17 protein-coding genes and 1 pseudogene are annotated in these 20,085 nt (G+C 59.3%); 12 read left to right on the forward strand and 6 right to left on the reverse strand.

The window, feature by feature from the left end; all coding sequences use genetic code 11:
* The first annotated feature begins 45 nt into the window (after window positions 1-45).
* From ACMDB8_RS21950 to ACMDB8_RS21960, 3 genes are read left to right on the forward strand one after another with little or no spacing between them, the layout of a single operon-like run.
* Entirely contained in the window at window positions 46-1,158 is a 1,113-nt protein-coding gene (locus tag ACMDB8_RS21950) for a glycosyltransferase family 4 protein (RefSeq protein WP_056726073.1), read from the forward strand.
* Window positions 1,151-1,927 (forward strand): DUF2334 domain-containing protein, encoded by a 777-nt coding sequence (locus ACMDB8_RS21955; protein WP_223541143.1) that lies wholly within the window; start codon window positions 1,151-1,153, stop codon window positions 1,925-1,927. Before ACMDB8_RS21950 ends, ACMDB8_RS21955 begins: the two co-directional genes overlap by 8 nt.
* Window positions 1,924-2,919 (forward strand): lysylphosphatidylglycerol synthase transmembrane domain-containing protein, encoded by a 996-nt coding sequence (locus tag ACMDB8_RS21960; RefSeq protein ID WP_056726075.1) that lies wholly within the window; start codon window positions 1,924-1,926, stop codon window positions 2,917-2,919. Before ACMDB8_RS21955 ends, ACMDB8_RS21960 begins: the two co-directional genes overlap by 4 nt.
* Here the strand turns inward: ACMDB8_RS21960 and ACMDB8_RS21965 are convergent.
* Together ACMDB8_RS21965 and purU are read right to left on the reverse strand one after the other, a co-directional pair.
* Window positions 2,906-3,082: a hypothetical protein gene (locus ACMDB8_RS21965; RefSeq protein WP_177336478.1), complete on the reverse strand. Its 177-nt coding sequence runs from the start codon at window positions 3,080-3,082 to the stop codon at window positions 2,906-2,908. The two genes, ACMDB8_RS21960 and ACMDB8_RS21965, sit on opposite strands and share 14 nt — an antisense overlap.
* A gap of 86 nt (window positions 3,083-3,168) precedes the next feature.
* On the reverse strand, window positions 3,169-4,017 hold the full coding sequence (purU, locus tag ACMDB8_RS21970) for a formyltetrahydrofolate deformylase (protein ID WP_007993692.1): 849 nt from the start codon (window positions 4,015-4,017) through the stop codon (window positions 3,169-3,171).
* Window positions 4,018-4,353: 336 nt separating this feature from the next.
* Here purU and mvaT point away from each other — a divergent pair, with 336 nt between their 5' ends.
* A complete protein-coding gene (gene mvaT, locus ACMDB8_RS21975; protein WP_007933316.1) occupies window positions 4,354-4,731 on the forward strand; it encodes a histone-like nucleoid-structuring protein MvaT in 378 nt (125 codons plus the stop codon).
* Between the two features lie 98 nt (window positions 4,732-4,829).
* On the opposite strand, the gene sbcB is transcribed toward mvaT, so the two are convergent.
* Window positions 4,830-6,260, reverse strand: a complete 1,431-nt coding sequence (gene sbcB / locus ACMDB8_RS21980) for an exodeoxyribonuclease I (RefSeq protein ID WP_056726076.1) — start codon at window positions 6,258-6,260, stop codon at window positions 4,830-4,832.
* Window positions 6,261-6,460: 200 nt separating this feature from the next.
* Here sbcB and ACMDB8_RS21985 point away from each other — a divergent pair, with 200 nt between their 5' ends.
* From ACMDB8_RS21985 to ACMDB8_RS22005, 5 genes and pseudogenes are all read left to right on the forward strand, one after another.
* Window positions 6,461-7,186: an RDD family protein gene (locus ACMDB8_RS21985; protein ID WP_409078382.1), complete on the forward strand. Its 726-nt coding sequence runs from the start codon at window positions 6,461-6,463 to the stop codon at window positions 7,184-7,186.
* The gene (locus ACMDB8_RS21990) at window positions 7,183-8,160 is read left to right on the forward strand and encodes a stage II sporulation protein M (RefSeq protein ID WP_409078383.1); all 978 of its coding nucleotides are present in this window, start codon (window positions 7,183-7,185) and stop codon (window positions 8,158-8,160) included. Before ACMDB8_RS21985 ends, ACMDB8_RS21990 begins: the two co-directional genes overlap by 4 nt.
* Complete coding sequence (locus tag ACMDB8_RS21995) at window positions 8,147-9,691, forward strand: DUF4129 domain-containing protein (protein ID WP_409078384.1); 1,545 nt, start codon at window positions 8,147-8,149, stop codon at window positions 9,689-9,691. The genes ACMDB8_RS21990 and ACMDB8_RS21995 overlap by 14 nt, the downstream gene beginning before the upstream one ends.
* Window positions 9,688-10,851, forward strand: coding sequence for a DUF4350 domain-containing protein (locus ACMDB8_RS22000; RefSeq protein WP_223541145.1), 1,164 nt, complete (start codon window positions 9,688-9,690; stop codon window positions 10,849-10,851). The genes ACMDB8_RS21995 and ACMDB8_RS22000 overlap by 4 nt, the downstream gene beginning before the upstream one ends.
* A gap of 72 nt (window positions 10,852-10,923) precedes the next feature.
* Window positions 10,924-11,130 (forward strand): annotated as a pseudogene (locus ACMDB8_RS22005) (isochorismatase family protein); the annotation flags it as partial.
* Between the two features lie 2 nt (window positions 11,131-11,132).
* Here ACMDB8_RS22005 and ACMDB8_RS22010 read toward each other — a convergent pair.
* The gene (locus ACMDB8_RS22010) at window positions 11,133-13,643 is read right to left on the reverse strand and encodes a putative bifunctional diguanylate cyclase/phosphodiesterase (protein ID WP_223541156.1); all 2,511 of its coding nucleotides are present in this window, start codon (window positions 13,641-13,643) and stop codon (window positions 11,133-11,135) included.
* Between the two features lie 1,358 nt (window positions 13,644-15,001).
* On the opposite strand from ACMDB8_RS22010, the gene ACMDB8_RS22015 reads away from it, so the two are divergent.
* Window positions 15,002-16,003 carry an AAA family ATPase gene (locus ACMDB8_RS22015; RefSeq protein WP_056726081.1) on the forward strand — a complete coding sequence of 334 codons (1,002 nt, stop codon included), beginning with the start codon at window positions 15,002-15,004 and terminating at the stop codon, window positions 16,001-16,003.
* The gene (locus ACMDB8_RS22020; protein WP_056726082.1) at window positions 16,000-17,328 is read left to right on the forward strand and encodes a DUF58 domain-containing protein; all 1,329 of its coding nucleotides are present in this window, start codon (window positions 16,000-16,002) and stop codon (window positions 17,326-17,328) included. The genes ACMDB8_RS22015 and ACMDB8_RS22020 overlap by 4 nt, the downstream gene beginning before the upstream one ends.
* 37 nt (window positions 17,329-17,365) lie before the next feature.
* Here the strand turns inward: ACMDB8_RS22020 and ACMDB8_RS22025 are convergent, their stop codons facing one another.
* Together ACMDB8_RS22025 and ACMDB8_RS22030 are read right to left on the reverse strand one after the other, a co-directional pair.
* Window positions 17,366-17,725: a PilZ domain-containing protein gene (locus ACMDB8_RS22025; protein WP_056726083.1), complete on the reverse strand. Its 360-nt coding sequence runs from the start codon at window positions 17,723-17,725 to the stop codon at window positions 17,366-17,368.
* 233 nt (window positions 17,726-17,958) lie between these two features.
* On the reverse strand, window positions 17,959-18,342 hold the full coding sequence (locus tag ACMDB8_RS22030) for a tetratricopeptide repeat protein (RefSeq protein WP_056726084.1): 384 nt from the start codon (window positions 18,340-18,342) through the stop codon (window positions 17,959-17,961).
* 173 nt (window positions 18,343-18,515) lie between these two features.
* Between ACMDB8_RS22030 and pyk the strand changes: the two genes are divergently transcribed.
* A complete protein-coding gene (gene pyk, locus ACMDB8_RS22035) occupies window positions 18,516-19,967 on the forward strand; it encodes a pyruvate kinase (RefSeq protein ID WP_056726085.1) in 1,452 nt (483 codons plus the stop codon).
* Window positions 19,968-20,085: the final 118 nt, after the last annotated feature.

A 20,085-nucleotide genomic window follows, 5' to 3' on the forward strand; every position in this document is an offset into this window, starting at 1 on the left:
ATATAGGTCAACCAAAGGAGTAACAGGACCGGAGGATCGTTCATCGTGCATATCGCGGACATCACCATGTTCTACGCCCCCGCCAGTGGAGGCGTGCGCACTTATCTGGATGCAAAGCACCGTCGCCTGGGCATCAAGCCAGGCATTCGCCACAGTTTGCTGATCCCCGGATCGTCCTTGGGCGAGCAGGATGGCATCTTCACGGTTCCCGCCCCTGCCCTGCCCTTCGGCAAGGGTTATCGCTTTCCTCTGCGTCTGGCGCCTTGGCGCAATGTGCTGCAAGACTTGCAACCCGATCTGATCGAAGTCGGCGACCCCTATCTCACCGCATGGGCGGCGCTGGATGCGCGGCGCCAACTCGATGTGCCGGTCATCGGCTTCTATCACTCGGACCTGCCGCTGCTGGTCAGCAACCGCATGGGAAGCTGGGTGACCAACAACGTCGAGGCCTATGTCAGCAAGCTCTATGGCAACTTCGACCGGGTCCTGGCGCCCAGCCGGGTCATGGCCGACAAGCTCACCGGGCTTGGGGTCAGGAATGTCTTCGTGCAGCCGCTCGGCGTCGACCTGCAAACCTTCAATCCCGATGCCAGAGACCCCGGGCTGCGGGCCGAGCTGGGCCTGGACGAAAACACCCGCCTCTTGATCTTCGCCGGGCGCGGGTCCAAGGAAAAAAACCTGCCGGTGCTACTCGACTGCATGAAACGCCTGGGCCGACGCTATCACCTGCTGCTGGTTGGCTCGTCGATGCCCACGGCCGTGCCGTCCAACGTGACGGTGATCGACGAGTTCTGCCCGGCGGCGCAGGTGGCCCGCCTGATGGCCAGCGCCGACGCATTGCTCCACGCCGGTGATCAGGAAACCTTCGGCCTGGTCATTCTGGAGGCCATGGCCAGCGGCATTCCAGTGGTAGCCGTGGCGGCCGGGGCCTTCGAGGAAATCGTCACCGAGGACTGCGGCCTGCTCTGTGCGCCGAACAATCCCGCCGCGATGGCCACCGCCGTTCGAGAACTGTTCGGCTCGGGCAGCGTAACCCTGGGCCGGCAAGCGCGATTGCATGTCGAACGGCATTACGCCTGGGATACGGTGGTCAACAGCCTGCTGCGCCACTACCACGCCGTGCTCGGCAGCCAATGGCCGCAGGCAGCCAATGGTTGAGTCCATGAACTGTCCCGCTTTACTGCTGGTACTGCACGACGTGGCACCGCCCACCTGGGCCGATTACCAGTCGTTCGTCGAAACCGTCGACGCCTTGGGTGACGTGCCGATCACCTGGCTGGTGGTCCCGGATTTGCACAAACACAACAATCTGGACGCCCATCCGCAATTTTGTCGCCAGCTCAGTGCCAGGGTCGCCCGGGGCGACGAACTGGCACTGCATGGCTATTTCCATTGTGACGACGGGCCGATGACCATCAATCCCCGCGACTGGTTCATGCGTCGGGTCTACACCCACGAAGGCGAGTTTTACCGTTTGTCGCAGGAAGACGCCCTCGCCCGGTTGCGTTCGGGTATCGATATGTTCCACCGCCATGACTGGCCGCTCGAGGGGTTCGTCGCCCCGGCCTGGCTGATGAGCCAGGGCACTCGCCAGGCGTTGCGCCAATTGCCGTTGAGTTACACCAGCGACTCGCAACATTTATACCGGCTACCGGATTTCATCGCGATAGAGGCGCCGGGGCTGGTCTGGAGCGCGCGCAGCGCCTTGCGCCGGGGTGTTTCGAAGCTCGTCAGCGACTGGCGAGAACAGCGTTGGCAGCACGCCCCGGTGATTCGCCTGGGCCTGCACCCGGTGGACATGCGCCATGAGTTCTCACGCCGATACTGGCTACAAACCCTGGAGCACCTGCTCGACATCGGAAGAGTTCCGATGACCAAGGCCCGCTGGCTGGCGCTGCAAAACGACCGAATGGGCCTTGCCGCATGAGTCGCGCACTGCTGTTGTTCGTCGGTTTGCTCGCGGCAGTGCTGATTCCATTATTGTTGGGCGGCAGCGAAACCTGGTCTCGGCTGAGCGCATTTCCGCTGCCGTGGTTGCTGATCATGTTCGGCATGATCCTGCTGTGCTGGGGAGTGAACACTCTGCGTTTGCGCCTGTTGCTGGGGGATCAGTGCGACAAGGTCGGCCGACTCAGGAGCCTCGGCGTGGTGATGGCCGCCGAATTCGCCTACTGCGCCACGCCCGGCGGCAGTGGCGGACCTCTGACGATCATGGCCTTACTGGCGCGTCGCGGCGTGCGTCCCGCCAGGGGCAGTGCAGTGTTTGCCATGGATCAACTGAGCGACTTGCTGTTTTTCCTCTGTGCCCTGAGCGGGATTCTGATTTACGCCCTGTTCCAGCACCTCAGCCAGCGCATGGAATGGATGCTGATGGTCAGCACCGTTTCGCTGTTCGGCGGCCTGATCAGTTGCGTCATGGTGGCCCGCTATCACCGCTTATTGATTCGCCTGAGTGGCCGTTGGCTCGCCCGACTCAATGTCAAGGCGGCCACGCGAATGCGCTGGGCGCGCAAACTCCTGCAGTTTCTGGCGGCGTTTACCGACACGTTGAAGTTGCCCGTGCAGACCTTGATCAAGGTATTCGCCCTGACCTGCATGCACTGGGTCCTGCGCTACAGCGTGCTGTACCTGGCGCTACGAGGGCTCGGCGCGGACTTGCAGTGGGCCTGGAGTTTTCTGGTCCAGATGCTTGCCCTGAGCGCCGGTCAATTCAGCCTGCTGCCGGGGGGAGCCGGGGCGGCCGAACTGACGTCCGCTGCACTGCTGGCGCCCATGGTCGGGAAATCCACGGCAGCCGCGGCGATTCTGATTTGGCGGGCGGTGACCTATTACTTCTATTTACTGGTCGGTGGGCCGGTATTTTTGCTGATGCTGGGTCGGCCACTGCTGATGAAGTTGATGAAACTCAGGCAGGCTTAGGTTTGTCCTCGGGCTCTTGCTGCATCTGCTCCCACAGCTGCGCGGCGTCAGGAAACTCCGTACCGGTTTCAGGCCCCATGTCATCCGGGTCGTAGCGGCTCAGGCAACCCTCGCCCAGCGTGGCGGGAGCCTTGGAGGTGGCTTTGTCCAGTGGATCGGCCATGGTCATGTCCTCGGTGCAGAAACGGCGAAGGGCCTGAAGCGATTGAACGCCCAGGCCCTTCGAGTTTCAACTGTGACGTACGTCTGTCAGAAGACGACAGTCTTGTTGCCGTGCACCAGTACCCGGTCTTCCAGGTGATAACGCAAGCCACGGGCCAGCACCATTTTTTCGACATCACGGCCGAAACGCACCATGTCTTCGATGCTGTCGCTGTGGCTGACGCGTACCACGTCCTGCTCGATGATCGGGCCGGCATCCAGCTCTTCGGTCACATAGTGGCAGGTCGCGCCGATCAGCTTAACGCCGCGCAGGGAGGCCTGGTGGTACGGCTTGGCACCAACGAACGACGGCAGGAAGCTGTGGTGAATGTTGATGACCTTGTGCGCGTATTCGCTGCACAACTCGGGCGGCAGGATCTGCATGTAGCGGGCAAGCACCACCACTTCGGCGTCGTGCTGCTTGACCAGGCGCGAAACCTCGGCGAAGGCTGGCTGCTTGTCCTGCGGATTGACCGGGACGTGGTAGTACGGAATACCGTGCCACTCCACCATGCTGCGCAAGTCATCATGGTTGGAAATCACACAGGAAATTTCGCAGTCCAGCTCATCGCTGTGCCAGCGGTGCAGCAAGTCGGCCAGACAGTGCGACTCGCGGCTGGCCATCAGGACCACGCGCTTCTTTTGCTCGGTATCGGTGATGCGCCAGTCCATCGAGAACTCTTCGGCGATCGGGGCAAAGGCTTCACGAAACGCTTCGATACCAAATGGCAGGGAGTCGGCACGGATTTCGTGACGCATGAAGAACCAGCCACTGAGATTGTCCGAGTGATGGCTCGCTTCAGTGATCCAGCCGTTGTGTGATGCCAGAAAGTTACTGACTTTGGCAACGATGCCAACACGGTCCGGGCAAGAAATCACCAGACGAAAAGTGCGCATGAGGGGGAAACTCCAGAACTTCGCAAAGGCCGCCATTCTAGCGATTGCGCAGCAAAACTGCAGTATTGTTGACGTTTCGCCCTGCCGGAAGGTCAGTGCGCCAGGGCGGACACCCGCAGTGCCTGCTTGCACAGATGCTCTTGCGTCGCCGAGCAATTGTTAATTTATGTATATCTGACAGACCGGGACCACACTAAAAACTGCATTACCAATGCGAGCCAAAACCCCGGCAATTAAATTAAATAAACTTGCCTTAAATGTTTACTTGATGAAACACGGTGACTATTATTGCCGCACTGTCACCTGCCATCCAGCGTACAACATAAGGTAGTCACCATGTCCTTGATCAACGAATATCGCGCCACCGAAGAAGCTATCAAAGAGCTGCAAGCCCGTTTGAAGAACCTGTCCCAAGACGACAAACTGCAAACCGAGCTGGAATTCGAAGGCAAACTGCGCACCCTGATGGGCGAATACTCCAAGTCCCTGCGTGACATCATCGCGCTGCTGGATCCAGAATCCAAAACCAAGGCACCACGCGGCGGTGCAGTGAAAACTACTGGCACCAAGCGTGCTCGCAAAGTTAAACAATACAAAAACCCGCACAACGGTGAAGTCATCGAAACCAAAGGTGGCAACCACAAGACTCTGAAAGAGTGGAAAGCCAAGTGGGGCGGTGACGTGGTGGAAGGCTGGGCTACCCTGCTGGGCTAAGCCTCAGAGCTTGTCGCAGATGGATCCGTGACAAAAAATAACGCCAGCAAATGCTGGCGTTTTTTATGCGCGGTGTTTAAGCCCCGGCATGTTCGATTTCAAAGACTCAAACGCTTGCGCAGTCCCTGGACATAATCCTGCCACTCACCGAGCACCCCCTGCTGAAACGCAGTAGCACTAACGCTCAATTGGGCCGCGGCGTCCACAAAACTATCAAGGGTATTTGGCGCACCCCATTCTGGGTCTGACAAACGTTTCTGACAGAATATTCGCCAGCGTTCTTGCTCTTCGGAATTCAACGTGTCGGGAAAGTTGCGTGCGCGATATCGAAACAGCAATTCAGGCAAACGTTCGTCATCGAAAGGCCACTGCTCTTGTGCCAATTGCATCGGGTCAACGGTCCTGACTTGTTCACACAATCGTCGATCCCGATCACCGATAAATCCATCATATAACTGTTGCTCCGGATCCTGGCTCTGGGAAAAATCTTCGCGCGCATAAATCGCCAGGATTTTATCCTGCCAAACTTTCCGGGCGTCATTGAGCTGCGACACCCTCTGCTGATACAGCGCCATATCCAATCCCAGACGCTGCTGATCTTCCTGGCGAAGTACCGACAACGGAGCCACTACCGGGCACTTGTTGATGTGAATCAGCTTCAATGGCACCGGCAACTCGCCCTCGGCCAGCTCGTCGCGGCGGGTATACAAGCGCTGGCGCAAACTTTCGGCATCCAGGTCGAGCAGGCCCTGGGGATCGAGGTGCAGATCACAGACAATCAGGGCGTTCTTGTTGCGCGGGTGCCAGGCCAGCGGCAACACCACACCCACATAGCTGCGCGCGGCCGAAAAACGTCCGGAAACATGTACCAAAGGTTGCAGCAGGCGTATCTGGTCCATGACTTTCTGTTTGCTGCGCAGTTGAAACAGCCAGTCGTACAACTTCGGTTGTTTTTCCCGTATCAGGCGCGCCAGGGCGATTGTCGCGCGAACATCCGACAGCGCTTCGTGGGCATTGCCATGATCGATGCCATTGGCAGCGGTCAGGCGCTCGAGCTTGAGCGTGACCCGCCCCTCGTCATCGGTCGGCCAGACCAGGCCATCGGGGCGCAGGGCATAAGCGGCGCGCACCACATCGATCAGGTCCCAACGACTGTTACCGCCCTGCCACTCCCGAGCATAGGGGTCGAAAAAGTTTCGGTACAGGCTGTAGCGGGTCATCTCGTCATCGAAACGCAGGGTGTTATACCCCGCGCCACAGGTACCGGGCGCCGAGAGCTGGGCATGCACACGGGTCATGAAATCGGCTTCGCTCAAGCCTTGCGCCTGCAGTTGCCCGGGGGTGATCCCCGTGATCGTGCAGGCAGCCGGATGCGGCAGGATGTCATCACTGGGCTGGCAGTAAAGATTGACCGGCTCATCGATTTCATTGAGATCGAAGTCAGTGCGCAAGCCGGCCATTTGCAACGGACGGTCGCAACGGGGGTTGATGCCAGTGGTTTCGTAGTCGTACCAGAAGATGGAGGTCACGGGCGATTCCTGAACTGAAGATCGGCAAAGTCTAGGCGTTCACCTCCCGCCCCGGCCAGTAGTCTTGTCATTCAAACACCTTGCGCGGCTCACCATGCAATACATAGTTATGTCGTTTCCTCCCGCCCCCGCCCCTCGAATAGGCTGCTAGCATCGAATGGATACACTATCCCGAATAAGGCCACATCGTCAGGTTGCCCATGCTCGAGACAACAGCACAGCCACGGAATGCGCCGCTGTCACCGCCACTGGATACGCGGTACCAGGTCGAAACGCCGGAAGGCATCGATCTGCCACTGCGGCCGGCCGGGTTGATGGTCCGTGCGCTGGCATTCTCCATCGATCTTGGTTTGCGCGGCCTGGTCCTGGGCGTGCTGTTCATTGTGCTGGCGATGCTCGGCAAACTGGGGGCCGGGCTCGGCTCGATCCTGCTGTTCGTGGTGAGTTGGTGGTACATGGTGCTGTTCGAGGTGCTGAACCACGGCCGCTCGCCGGGCAAACAATGGATGGGCTTGCGGGTGGTGCACGACGATGGCACCCCGGTCGGCTGGTCGGCGTCGCTGCTGCGCAACCTGTTGCGCGTTGTCGACCTGCTGCCATTCGGTTACTTCCTCGGGGCCGTCAGTTGCCTGCAACACCCCCACTTCAAGCGCCTCGGCGATATCGCCGCCGGGACCCTGGTGATCTACCGCGAACGACCGCACACCCGCCCCCAGCTCCCCGAAGCCCAGTCGCGTCGCCCGGCCTTTGTCCTGACACTCACCGAACAACGGGCCATTCTCGGGTTTGCCGAGCGCCAGGGTGAACTCTCCGCAGCCCGGGTCAAAGAACTGGCTTCGATTCTCGCCCAACCCTTGAAAGTCCAGCCCCCACAGGTGGTGACCGAGCTCAACGGCATCGCCCGCGGCTTGTTGGGGCCGACATGAAGCAAAGCCTTTTTGAAAGCCGGCACAAGGCCGAATGGGAGCATTTCGCCCACCTGCTCGAGCAGTTGGAACGGGACGGCAAAAGCACCGACGCCGGCAGTTTCCCGAAGGACTACCGACGTCTCTGCCAACACCTGGCACTGGCACGGGAGCGTGGCTACAGCAGTTTTCTGATCGACTCCCTGCAGCAACAAGTGCTGCGCGGACACCAACAGCTTTACCGTCATCGCAGCCGTTTGGGGGCCAATGTGCTGGCGTTCATCATGGCTGACTTTCCGCGACTGGTGCGCGAACAATGGCGTTTTGTCCTCGCCGCCAGCCTGATGTTCTTTGGCAGCCTGGCCGGCTTCGCGCTGTTGGTGTACCTGTACCCCGAGCTGGTCTACAACCTGATCCCCGCCGCGCAGGTCAGCGAGATGCAAAGCATGTACGACCCCGTTGCCGGTCACCTCGGGCGCACGGCGGGGCGAGCCGCCAGTGAGGACTGGGCGATGTTCGGCTACTACATCATGCACAACATCGGCATTGCCTTTCAGACCTTCGCCAGCGGTTTGCTGTTTGGTTTGGGCAGTGTGTTTTTCCTGATTTACAACGGCCTGATGATCGGGGCGGTGGCCGGGCATCTGACCTACGTCGGCTATGGGCAAACCTTCTGGTCATTCGTGATCGGCCATGGCGCCTTCGAACTCAGCGCCATCGCCCTGGCCGGTGCCGCCGGTCTGAAGCTGGGCTGGGCCTTGGTCGCCCCCAGGCGCCTGCCACGCGCCGAGGCCTTGCAATTGGCAGCGGGCAAGAGCGTGCTGCTGATCTGCGGGGCCATGCTATTTCTGTTGATCGCGGCCTTTATCGAAGCCTATTGGTCGTCGAAGACCGGCCCTTCGCACCAGACCAAGTACCTGGTCGGCGCGGCGCTCTGGCTGCTGGTGGTGGTTTATCTCGTGTTCGCCGGACGTCACCGCCATGCGCCTGAGTGACGCCACGGTGGTGATTCGCCCACGTTCGAACTGGGAAGCCATGGATCTTGGGGTGCTCCTGAGCCAACGCCATCGACGCCTGTTAATGACCAGTTGGGCCCTGGTTACTTTGCCGGTTTTCGCGCTGCTCAGTTGGGGGCTCTGGGATTCGCCCTCTCTAGCGGTGTTCATTTTCTGGTGGCTGAAGCCGGCGTTCGAACGCCTGCCCTTGTACATCCTGTCCAAAGCCATGTTCGGTGAAACGCCTACGCTCAAGCAGGCCCTGCACCAATGGCCACGCCTGCTCAAACCGCAATTGCTGGCCAGCCTGACCTGGCGACGCCTGAGCTTGCCCCGCAGTTTCCTGATGCCGGTGATGCAACTCGAAGGACTGGATGGGCAGCAACGGCAACAGCGGATACAGGTGCTGTTGCAGCGAGACGCCGGCGCCGCACGCTGGCTGACAATCATCGGCGCGCACCTGGAAGGCACGTTGTGGACCGGCTTGATGGTGTTGTTCTATCTATTGCTGCCACAACAGGTCGCGCTCGACTGGAGCTGGCAGTCGCTGATCTCGGCGGCCACCCAGGACTGGCGCTGGCTGGAACACCTGACCAACGCCTTTTATGCGCTGGTGCTGGTGGTCTGGGAACCGATCTATGTCGCCTGCGGTTTCAGCCTGTACCTCAACCGACGCACCGTGCTGGAGGCCTGGGATATCGAACTGGTGTTCCGTCGAATGCGCCAGCGTCTGGTCGGTGCAAGCGCTGTCCTGTTGATGGCCGTGATTGTGCTGATGCCGACCACCCACACCGCATGGGCCACGGAGCCGGCCCTCTCACCCGACAGCCCGCGCCTGCTGGATCAGCCCCTGACCAGCCAGGCCTCCAGGGACAGCATCAAGGCGATCCTCGAACAGCCGCCCTTCAAGAACCGGGAGTCGGTCACGCGCTACCGCTTTGGCGAAGAGCAATCGAGTGCTGGCGCCACGGACGATGGCAAGACACCGAAATGGTTGAAGACCCTGCTGAAGCTGTTCGAGGGACGAGGCTTCGGGGCATTGGCGACCCTGATTGAAATCGTGCTGTGGGGCATCGTCATTGGGGCCGTCGGCCTGTTGATCTGGCGCTATCGTGACTGGTTACAGGCCTTCGTCAGCCGCCGACCGATCCCCGTCAACAAAGCCACGGGACCGTTACCGCCGCAGGCGTTCGGCCTGGACCTCAAGCCCGAGTCCCTGCCCAGCGACATCGCCGCCCACGCCGAAAGTCTTTGGCAGACTCATCCACGCGAAGCGCTTGGTTTGCTTTATCGCGCCCTGCTCAGCCGTCTGCTGCACGACTTCAACATCGCGCTCAAGTCCGCCGACACCGAAGGCCAGGTGCTTCGGCGTGTCGAACTACTGCAACAACCGGCCTTGCTGGCCTACAGCCAAAACCTGACCGGGCACTGGCAAAACATGGCCTACGGGCATCGCCTGCCGCCCGCTCAGGTGCAGCAGGAACTGTGTAATGGCTGGCGTGTTCTGTTCGGCCCGGAGACTGCCCGTTGAGCCGGCGCTGGGGCTCGATAGCCGGTGCGTTGGTTGCCGTGTTGCTGGCTGCACTGAGCGTTTATCTGTACCTCAAGGCTACCCCCTACCAGACCGAAATCGACCACGGCCCCTCCCCCGAAGCCAATGCCAACCCTTATCTGGCGGCAGAGTTGTTCCTGCGCAAACAAGGCCTGAGCGTCGACCACGCCAATGGCCTCGACATCCTGCCCAGCCTCGACCCTCGCCAACACAGCCTGCTGTTGCTCGGGGAACGCGGCAACATGAGTCCACGGCAGATCGACCAGTTGATGAACTGGACCCGGGCCGGCGGGCGCCTTCTGTTCGTCGCCGAGTCGCTGTGGGATGAAAAGCTCGGCCACAGCAATGACCTGCTGCTCGACAAGGTGCAACTGCACCAGTCCCTGAGCAAAGACCTCAAGGCCCCACCGCCGGGTGTCGGTGATGATCCGTACCCGCCACTGACCAAGCTCTACCTGGAAGACGAAGACGCCCCGGCCTATGCCGGTTTCGATACCGCGTTCCATCTCGAAGACCCGAAAAACCTCGCCCTGGCCTGGGCCAACAGCGCCAGGGCCACCCACATGATGCAACTCGACCACGGGCTCGGTTCGATCATCGTGGTCACCGATGCCGACCTGTGGAAAACCCCGGCCATCGACCGGTACGATAACGCCTGGCTGCTCTGGTACCTGACCGCCGACACCCGCGTGACACTAATATTCAACACCGATCACGACAGCCTGCTGACCTTGCTGCTGCGTTATTTCCCCCAGGCGCTTGTCGCGCTGTTCGCCTTGATCGGCCTGGGTTTCTGGCACTTTGGCGTGCGTCAGGGTCCATTGCTGGAACCGGCGCCGAAAGCGCGCCGACAACTGCAGGAACACCTGCGCGCCAGTGCCGACTTCCTGTTGCGCCGCAACGGTCAGGCCGGCCTGCTGCAAGCCTTGCAGCAAGACATCCTGCGGCGTGTGCGGCGTCGCCACCCCGGTTTTGAACAGCTCGGTGTTGCCGAACAATGGCTGGTGCTCGCGCGCCTGACCGGCCAACCCACACGCGCCATCAGCCAGGCCATGAGCCCGCGGCCGAAACAACGGCTTTCCAGCGTTGAATTCAGCCGTCAGGTCGCCCACCTGCAAACCTTGAGGAGCGCCCTATGATCTGGCACCTAACAAGCGTTAGATTCCCATTGTATTAGAAGACAGCCCCTTACGAGCTCATAGCCTGAGATGTTGTTTATCGTCAACGCCATGGACGATGAGAACTTCGCCTCAGCGGTCAAGGCTACGGGGCGCAAGAGACTGATCATCGCCGGGGTCACCAATGACGTATGCACGGTCTATCCGGCGCTGAGCCTGGTGCGCGATGGATATGAAGTACAGGTGGTTGCTGATGGCGGCGGTTCCCCTAGCGTAATGGCGGATGATATCGCCCTGCGAAGTTATGGCGATTTAGTCGTGGTCCGTGAGAAATCAGTGCTCGCCATTAATCTATCGTGAACATACTCCTCAAATTGTTCGGCTGGCAGTGGCGGGGAAAACAGGAAGCCCTGGTAGGTCTGGCAGCCATGCTTGACCAGAAAGGTGCGCTGAGCTTCTGTCTCCACACCTTCTGCAATCACCGAAAGCCCCAATATCTGGCTCAGGCTCACAATCGCGCAGGCGATGGCGGCGTCGTTGGGATCAACCAACACATCTCTGATGAAGGACTGGTCGATCTTGAGTTGATCCAGCGGAAGGCTCTTCAGGTATGACAGTGACGAGTAGCCGGTTCCGAAATCATCCAGCGAAAGGCCTATGCCAATCTCTTTCAACTCGATCATTTTGGCGACAGTACCTTCCATATCCTCTATCAGCAGGCCTTCGGTCAGTTCCAGTTTCAATTTCTTCGGATCGGCCCCCGTGTATCTCAGTACTTGCAGTACCTCCTCGACGAAGTCCGGATGGTGAAACTGGCGGGCGCTGACATTCACAGCCATACCCAGTCGGGCGGTTTCCGAATGCTTTGCCCAGGCAACCAGCTGAGTGCAGGCTGCCTGCAGCGCCCAACGGCCTAACGGCAGAATCAACCCCGTTTCCTCTGCCAATGGAATGAACTCGCCTGGAAACACGACTCCGCGCTCAGGATTCTGCCATCTCATCAGTGCCTCTGCGCCTATGATACGGCCCTCACTATTCACCTGCGGCTGGTAATAAAGAAGGAATTCGTTGTCCCGCAAGCCTTGGCGCAAGTCTACTTCCAGTCTGGCCCGTGCCGTGGCAACCGCCTGCATTTCCGGATCGAAGAAGCGCATGGTATTGCGGCCCGCCGCCTTGGCGCGATACATCGCCAGGTCAGCGCGCTTCATAATATCGTCCACGGTGCTCAGCTGCCCCTGGAACAGCGCAATGCCGAGGCTGGGGGTGCTGTGGTGCTCATATCCATCCAACTGGTAGGAAATGTTCAGAGAGTTGAGAATCTTTTCGCCAATAGCCTTGGCCTGGATAGCTGCTTCTGGAGGACTCTCATTAAGGCCACCCAGCAGGACGACGAATTCGTCTCCGCCCAGGCGAGCCACGGTGTCGCTCTCGCGTATGCAGCCGCAAAGGCGCAGAGCAACTTGCTGCAGCAACATGTCGCCTCTGTCATGCCCCAGCGTGTCGTTCAGTGCCTTGAAGTTATCCAGGTCAATGAGAATTATCGCGCTCGTATACAGGCTACGGGAGCTGCCCGCCAGCAGATGCTGTAACCGGTCCAACATGAGCCGCCTGTTGGCCAGCCCGGTCAACTGATCGTAGAAAGCCAAACGCTGGACCTCTTGCTCAGCGGTCTTACGGTGGGTGATGTCAGTATTGATCGAGAGAACGGATTGCGGCTGGCCATCATCGTCTCGCACCAGGGTTCGATGACTTTCGAGCGTGATGGTGCAACCATCCCGGCGTCGAAGTGTAACTTCGTCCGCCCAGTCACCCGTATCTATCAGGTTGTTAGTGGCCGCATTGAAAGCGGCGCTACCCTGGTAGATCAACTCCTGTGCCGATTTGCCGAGTGCCTCTTCCTTTGACAGACCGTAGAGACGCTCGGCACTTTTGTTCCAGTACAGGATGCGATTATCCATCCCGTGAACGACAATGGCGTCCTGGGCCTTGTCCAGCAGCGATGCTTGCTGGCGGGCCTGCTTCTCGCTTTCGCGCAGCACTGCCAGATAACCTTCCCTTTCGGCTGCTTGCGACTCCATTTCGCGCCTGATCTTGCCCCCGTAGATAACGGCCGCACTGACCATCAGTAGCACGAACACCATGATCGCGTATTCGACCCGGCGCAGTTCTTCGACCGACTCAAGCTCCTCCTCCAGGAGCTTGCTTTGAATCAGGCCAACGCGATCCCGCACAGTACTGAGTGAGGCGAGCAACAGGGCAAACTTCCTGTCCATCGTTGCCATGCGTTTGCCGGCATTATCCGACTGCCCCTCCCTGAAGTAGGAAAAGATCAGCAAGGCCTCGTTCACCATTTCGACCATCGCGGCATCAACTGCACCCACCTCATCCTTCAATGCAAGGGAAAAGGCTTGTATATCTGCACTGTGTTCAGCCTCATTGGCGATCCGTACTTCCAACTGTTTTTTGGCCACTGCCAAATGCTCGTTGAAGGCGCGCAAGGCTTCATTCATGTTCCGCGATTCGGCTTCAACATTATGTGTATCGAACACATTATTGCCCGGCGCATTGACTGTGGAAGCCAGGCTGCCCAGCGTTGAATAGCTCGACAGCTGTTGGACCCACGACTGGTTTGCCTTGATGGAGCGGTGATAGGTATCGACGATCAGGTGATTCAATAGCACGCTCAGCACAACAACCAGCACGTCGAATCCAGCAAGAAAAAAGTACATGCGGTGCCATTTGGTCGAGCGTGGCTTATTCGAACTGGTGGGTATGGCTTGCTTTGCGGCGCTTTTATTCCTGAAAAAATCCATTTCACAATCTCCAAACATAATCCTTCTAAATTGACCAATAGAAGCGGTATTCGGAAACCAATTAACCTTTTGTGCCGACACCTGAACCTGAGAACACACCGCACGTAGCATTAGCCAAATTTTTTTCTGTTCTGGATTCACGCTGGTTTTCGTGAGCGAAGCTCCCGAGACAAGCAATAGCTACCGAAGCTATACGTCTTGAGTGTCATGCCAACCAGCTATTCGACACTAAGCAATGCATTTGGCGATGCTAATTTCATGGTGAGATTTTTTACTCTCGGAAGCAGTCTCTTAACATTTCGGCGAGAAAACGAAATCAGCTTCATTTGTTGTGTTTGACATCATCGTTTCAGGTAACGATTCTCCTCGCTCTCTATTGTAGAACTGAACGTCGGCAATCACTTTTGCCAGATGTTCTGTTCCTTTCAATTTCCTCAGCCTCGTTCTGCGCCTCTGGCGAGCGTGCAGACCAAGGCCTGCATGTCTGGGGTGAGCATATCCCCATTTTCGCAGTGCCCAGCCGCACCGTAGCGCAAGTCGATTCGATCCTGAGTGATCCCGACAGATCTAGTCCAAACCCTGCGCCTGCAGGTGTAGGGTTTGCTCCATGTCTTCCCGAGTGTAGTTGCGGATTTGCGCCCCTGAACTGGATGCTTCACGCAGAATAGTCGGGTGACATAGGGCACGTGGCGGGTCATTTCCGCGCAGCCTGCCGGACTGCCTGATCAGTTTCGACAGCAGACCAAGCATAGCCATTAATTTGCCATTACTCTGTTCGCCGACTGCTCCAGGTCGGTAGCAGCCCTTGATGGTCGGCAGCTTTCGGCCCAGGCTGTGTAAAAACGCAGACACTGTTTTGAAGTCTGCGTCGCTACGTAAATCTGCCAATGATTGGTGTATCAGCGGACCTGAAATTTGCGTAGAAACGCTATTTTCGTTCTGGTTCTGACTTTCAAACCTGCTCTAAACCGTTTTTACACAACCTCGGCCGATTCTTGCCTGTCACGAGGGGCAGAAAACGAACGTTATCTGCTGATCATGGCGACAAAACACCCTTATCAAATCCCCTGCAAACAGGTGGTCAAATCAGCGCAATTACACAACGAAAGCTTGACCAGAAACTGGATTTTCTTCGGTTACATAATCGACTCTGAAATCGCGTGGCCTCAGACCGTCATAGACTAACCTCCAACTCTGACGAACGCTCAAATGAGGGAGTTGCCATAGGATTGCAACGAGGCAGATTGGCAGTCACTCACTCATTCCACGCAAAAAAACCGTGAAAAAAGTTAGATTAGGTAAGTGACTGATTTATGGAAGATAAAACGCATATAACTGTTAACAAGGCTCCGGAAGTAATGAGTCAATCGATCGAGCCCGACGCACCGAGCCATGCCGCTCAACAGCGCCAGCGTGCCGGCCATCTGGCCCAGGCCGTACGCAAAGAATTGCAAAAAGCAGTGATTGGCCAGGACTGCGTGATCGACGACGTCCTGACCGCGCTGATCGCCGGTGGCCACGTGTTGCTCGAAGGCGTACCGGGCTTGGGCAAGACCCTGTTGGTGCGCGCCCTCGCCCGCTGCTTCGGCGGTGAGTTCGCGCGAATCCAGTTCACCCCGGACCTGATGCCCAGCGACGTCACCGGGCATGCCGTGTATGACCTGCAGACCGAGCAATTCAAACTGCGCAAGGGGCCATTGTTCACCAACCTGCTACTGGCGGACGAGATCAACCGTGCCCCGGCGAAAACCCAGGCCGCGCTGCTCGAAGCCATGCAGGAGCGGCAAGTCACCCTCGAAGGCCAGCCATTGCCGATTGCGCAACCGTTCATGGTGCTCGCCACGCAAAACCCGATCGAACAGGAAGGCACTTACCCCTTGCCGGAAGCTGAACTGGACCGCTTCATGCTCAAAGTGCGCATGGACTACCCAGATGCCGGGCAAGAGCTGGACATGGTGCGTCAGGTCTGCCGCTCGACCCGGGCCGATATGCTTGATGTCCAGCCGATGCGCACGTTGCTCCAGGCCAGGGATGTACTGGCCCTGCAACGCATCGCCAGCGATCTGGCCCTGGATGACCAGGTGCTCGATTACGCCGTGCGCCTGGCCCGCTCCACCCGCAATTGGCCCGGCTTGACCCTCGGCGCCGGCCCACGCGCATCCATCGCGCTGGTGCGATGTGCCCGGGCCCGAGCGCTGTTGCGCGGCGGTGAGTTCGTGATTCCGGATGACATCAAAGGCTGTGCCCTGGCCGTGCTGCGCCATCGGGTGCGCATCGCGCCGGAGCTGGACATCGAGGGCCTGGATGTCGATCAGGTGCTCCAGCAGATGCTCGACCAAGTGCCGGCGCCGCGCCTGTGAAACCCTCGCGCCTGATGCTCGCCTGGCTATTGATCCTGCTGGCTTGCACCATTGTGTCGGGCGCTTTGCGGGCATTGCAGTTCGCGGTTCCGGCGAATCTCATGGCGATCAACTGGGGGTTGCTCCTGGCGCTGCTGGCCCTGGCCATCCTCGATGCCATTCGCCTCAAGCGCTTGCCTTCGCCCCGGCTGAAACGCCAGATACCCGGCAGCCTGGCCCTGGGTCGATGGGGCGAGGTGCAACTGACGGTCGAACACGACTTTACGCAACCGCTGAAGGTACAAGTCTTCGATCATGTGCCACCTGGCCTGAGCTTCGAACACCTGCCGCTGACGGTCGAGCTGCAACCCGGCCAGCACAGCCTGGCCGGCTATCGCCTGCGCCCGCTCAAGCGCGGTCACTTCAGCTTCGAACGCTGCGAAGTCGGCCTGCCAAGTCCCTTGGGGCTCTGGTCGGACAGACGCTTGCTCGAACTGCCCGACGCCACCCGCGTCTATCCCGATTTCGCCCGCTTGTATGGAGGGCAATTGCTGGCGGTGGACAACTGGCTCAGCCAGCTTGGCGTCCGCCAGAAACAACGGCGGGGCCTGGGCCTGGAATTCCATCAATTGCGCGAGTTTCGCGAGGGTGACAGCCTGCGCCAGATCGACTGGAAAGCCACCGCCCGCCAGCGCACGCCGATTGCCCGGGAGTATCAGGACGAACGCGATCAGCAGATCATTTTCATGCTCGACTGCGGCCGGCACATGCGCAGCCAGGATGATGAGCTGTCGCACTTCGATCACGCCCTCAACGCCTGTCTGTTGCTTAGCTACGTGGCGCTACGTCAGGGCGACGCGGTGGGCCTGAGTACCTTTGCCAGCGAACAGCCGCGCTACCTCGCGCCGGTAAAAGGCACCAGTCATCTCAACACCCTGCTCAACACCGTCTATGACTTGAGCAGCAGCCAACGCAGCGCCGACTATCAAGCCGCGGCCACGCAACTGCTGGCACGGCAAAAACGCCGGGCACTGGTGGTGCTGGTGACCAATCTGCGCGAAGAGGACGACGATGAACTGCTTCCGGCCGTCCACCGCCTGAGCCGGCAGCATCAGGTGCTGGTCGCGAGCCTGCGCGAAGACGTGCTCGATACCCTGCGTCAGTCATCGGTGCAGACCTTGTCCGAAGCGCTGGCCTATTGCGGGACCGTGGACTACCTCAATGCACGCGCCGAACTCCATGAGCGCTTGAACGCTCATGGAGTGTTGGTGATGGATGCGCGGCCCGGTGAGTTGGGGGCAGAGCTGGTGACTCGGTACCTGGGCTGGAAAAGAACCGGACTCTGAGCCTGAGCAATCACTCACAGCCGAGTTCCCATTGATCTCAGGCCGAAGCCGGCAACGGCAGAAAACTGAAGTACTGCTTCAACGCCTCCACCAATTGCCCATATTCCGGTGGCGCCCGTTGCAGGCTGAACCCGGCGTCGTAATGTTGGGGGGTCGCGTCTTCGTGGCACCACAGGCAACAGGCCTGCAGGTCGATGATTCGCTGGCCACCTTCGCTGGCGGGAATTTTCAGGCGCAGGTTGAAGTCCGCGCCGATCATCATCGGCAACTGGCTGATCAGCATCAGCCCGTCTTCGGAGACATTGCCCAGGTAGCCGATGGGTTTGCCGGTGATGCCGTTGAACACTTTGAGGAAGTACGGCAGTTGATGCCGCTCGATTCGGCGGTCAGTGAACATGTGCAATTTCGCTATGCAAGGCTCTTAAGCAGAGCCGCACTACTGCTTCGGAACGGGTATGCATGAGTCTTTGCCCGCTCTCCCCGCTTCCGGTGCGCCAGTCCTTGTAGCGCAGAGTCCTGCTTGTGCCGGTCACAGGTGTTGCCCCGGTTCAGAGGACAAGGCTCTAAAACCGGTTCATTGGACTATAGCTCAGCACCGCCGGTGAGCCAGCGACTGGAGGGTTATCGCCATCAGAACTGCGTAGGTTTAACAGCCGCTGCACTGCGCATCGGGTAGTGACCCAGGCTCTGCAGGGTTTCGATGCGGGCACGGGCGCGGTAGGCATATTCGCTCTGAGGGTAGGACGCCATGATGAACTGATAGGTTTGAACCGCATCGATGTACATCTTCTGCCGCTCCAGGCACAGGCCGCGCATCAACGATACTTCCGGCCACACATAAGGCCGCGCGCGGCTGTCGCGTTCGACCTTGGACAACTCGAGCATCACTTGCTCGCAATTGCCCCGGTCGTAGGCGCTGTAGGCATTGTTCAAATGATGGTTCATCGACCAACGGGTGCATCCCGTGACGCTGAGGGCGCTGATGGCAAGGGCGGCAATGAGAACGAAACGCATGGGGAAATCTCCTGTCTTGAACGCTGTATCGACCCATGGCCGGAAATCTTCAGGCTGCCGGGACGCAAAGTTGCAGGGTTCAATAAAGAAAGAAATAAGTAGTGCAAACGAACAATGACTACAACTTCGGAGCATAGTAGCCTCACTCAGCGCTTGAACTCAGGAGTCTTTGCATGTCCGTCCGTCGTACCAAAATCGTCGCCACCCTAGGCCCGGCCAGTAACTCGCCGGAAGTTCTCGAACAGCTGATTCTGGCTGGCCTGGACGTCGCCCGCCTGAACTTCTCCCACGGCACTCCCGACGAGCACAAGGCTCGCGCGAAGCTGGTGCGTGACCTCGCTGCCAAGCACGGCCGCTTCGTCGCCCTGCTGGGTGACCTGCAAGGCCCGAAAATCCGTATCGCCAAATTCGCCAACAAGAAGATCGAGCTGAAGATCGGTGATCAATTCACCTTCTCCACCAGCCATCCTCTGACCGAAGGCAACCAGCAAGTGGTCGGCATCGACTACCCGGACCTGGTCAAGGACTGCGGCGTGGGCGATGAGCTGCTGCTCGACGACGGTCGCGTGGTAATGCGCGTCGATACCGCCACGGCCACCGAACTGCACTGCACCGTGACCATCGGCGGCCCGCTGTCCGATCACAAAGGCATCAACCGTCGCGGTGGCGGCCTGACCGCTCCGGCCCTGACCGAAAAAGACAAGGCCGACATCAAGCTCGCCGCGGAAATGGAAGTCGACTACCTCGCGGTCTCCTTCCCCCGTGACGCCGCCGATATGGAATACGCCCGTCAACTGCGCGACGAAGCCGGCGGCACTGCCTGGCTGGTGGCGAAGATCGAACGCGCCGAAGCCGTGGCCGACGACGAAACCCTCGACGGCCTGATCAAGGCCTCCGACGCGGTGATGGTTGCCCGTGGTGACCTGGGCGTGGAAATCGGCGACGCCGAGCTGGTGGGCATCCAGAAGAAGATCATTCTGCACGCACGCCGCCACAACAAGGCAGTGATCGTCGCGACCCAGATGATGGAGTCGATGATCCAGAACCCGATGCCGACCCGCGCCGAAGTGTCCGACGTAGCCAACGCCGTGCTCGACTACACCGACGCCGTGATGCTCTCGGCTGAAAGTGCTGCTGGCCTGTACCCGCTGGAAGCCGTTCAGGCCATGGCGCGTATCTGCGTCGGCGCCGAAAAGCACCCGACCAGCAAGACCTCCAGCCACCGCATCGGCAAAGAGTTCGAGCGCTGCGACGAGAGCATTGCCCTGGCGACCATGTACACCGCCAACCACTTCCCGGGCGTGAAGGCGATCATCGCCCTGACCGAAAGTGGCTACACCCCGCTGATCATGTCGCGCATCCGCTCCTCGGTGCCGATCTACGCGTTCACCCCACACCGCGAAGCCCAGGCTCGCGCGGCAATGTTCCGTGGCGTGTACACCATCCCGTTCGACCCGGCTTCGCTGGCGCCGAACGAAGTCAGCCAGAAGGCTATCGACGAGCTGGTCAAGCGCGGCGTAGTACAGAAAGGCGACTGGGTCATCCTGACCAAAGGCGACAGCTACCACACCACCGGCGGCACCAACGGCATGAAGATCCTGCACGTTGGCGACCCGATGGTCTGAGTGACCGGTTGCTCGAAAAACAAAAGCCCCGCCATGTGAATGGCGGGGCTTTTTGCTTTCTGATCCGATCGTTGTGTTGTCCAGGCCGGCCTCATCGCGAGCAAGCTCGCTCCCACAG

The sequence above is a fragment of the Pseudomonas monachiensis genome (assembly GCF_047345015.1).
In the GTDB taxonomy this organism is placed as follows: Bacteria; Pseudomonadota; Gammaproteobacteria; order Pseudomonadales; family Pseudomonadaceae; genus Aquipseudomonas; species Aquipseudomonas monachiensis.

What these genes read in the sequence shown, in the direction of transcription:
- ACMDB8_RS22015 (WP_056726081.1), top strand. Translation starts at nt 15,002, where the DNA reads ATGAGTCAATCGATCGAGCCCGACGCACCGAGCCATGCCGCTCAACAG.
- ACMDB8_RS21960 (WP_056726075.1), top strand. Translation starts at nt 1,924, where the DNA reads ATGAGTCGCGCACTGCTGTTGTTCGTCGGTTTGCTCGCGGCAGTGCTG.
- ACMDB8_RS21990 (WP_409078383.1), top strand. Translation starts at nt 7,183, where the DNA reads ATGAAGCAAAGCCTTTTTGAAAGCCGGCACAAGGCCGAATGGGAGCAT.
- ACMDB8_RS21985 (WP_409078382.1), top strand. Translation starts at nt 6,461, where the DNA reads ATGCTCGAGACAACAGCACAGCCACGGAATGCGCCGCTGTCACCGCCA.
- ACMDB8_RS22030 (WP_056726084.1), bottom strand. Translation starts at nt 18,342, where the DNA reads ATGCGTTTCGTTCTCATTGCCGCCCTTGCCATCAGCGCCCTCAGCGTC.
- ACMDB8_RS22010 (WP_223541156.1), bottom strand. Translation starts at nt 13,643, where the DNA reads ATGGATTTTTTCAGGAATAAAAGCGCCGCAAAGCAAGCCATACCCACC.
- pyk (WP_056726085.1), top strand. Translation starts at nt 18,516, where the DNA reads ATGTCCGTCCGTCGTACCAAAATCGTCGCCACCCTAGGCCCGGCCAGT.
- mvaT (WP_007933316.1), top strand. Translation starts at nt 4,354, where the DNA reads ATGTCCTTGATCAACGAATATCGCGCCACCGAAGAAGCTATCAAAGAG.
- ACMDB8_RS21955 (WP_223541143.1), top strand. Translation starts at nt 1,151, where the DNA reads ATGGTTGAGTCCATGAACTGTCCCGCTTTACTGCTGGTACTGCACGAC.
- ACMDB8_RS21995 (WP_409078384.1), top strand. Translation starts at nt 8,147, where the DNA reads ATGCGCCTGAGTGACGCCACGGTGGTGATTCGCCCACGTTCGAACTGG.
- purU (WP_007993692.1), bottom strand. Translation starts at nt 4,017, where the DNA reads ATGCGCACTTTTCGTCTGGTGATTTCTTGCCCGGACCGTGTTGGCATC.
- ACMDB8_RS22025 (WP_056726083.1), bottom strand. Translation starts at nt 17,725, where the DNA reads ATGTTCACTGACCGCCGAATCGAGCGGCATCAACTGCCGTACTTCCTC.
- ACMDB8_RS21965 (WP_177336478.1), bottom strand. Translation starts at nt 3,082, where the DNA reads ATGGCCGATCCACTGGACAAAGCCACCTCCAAGGCTCCCGCCACGCTG.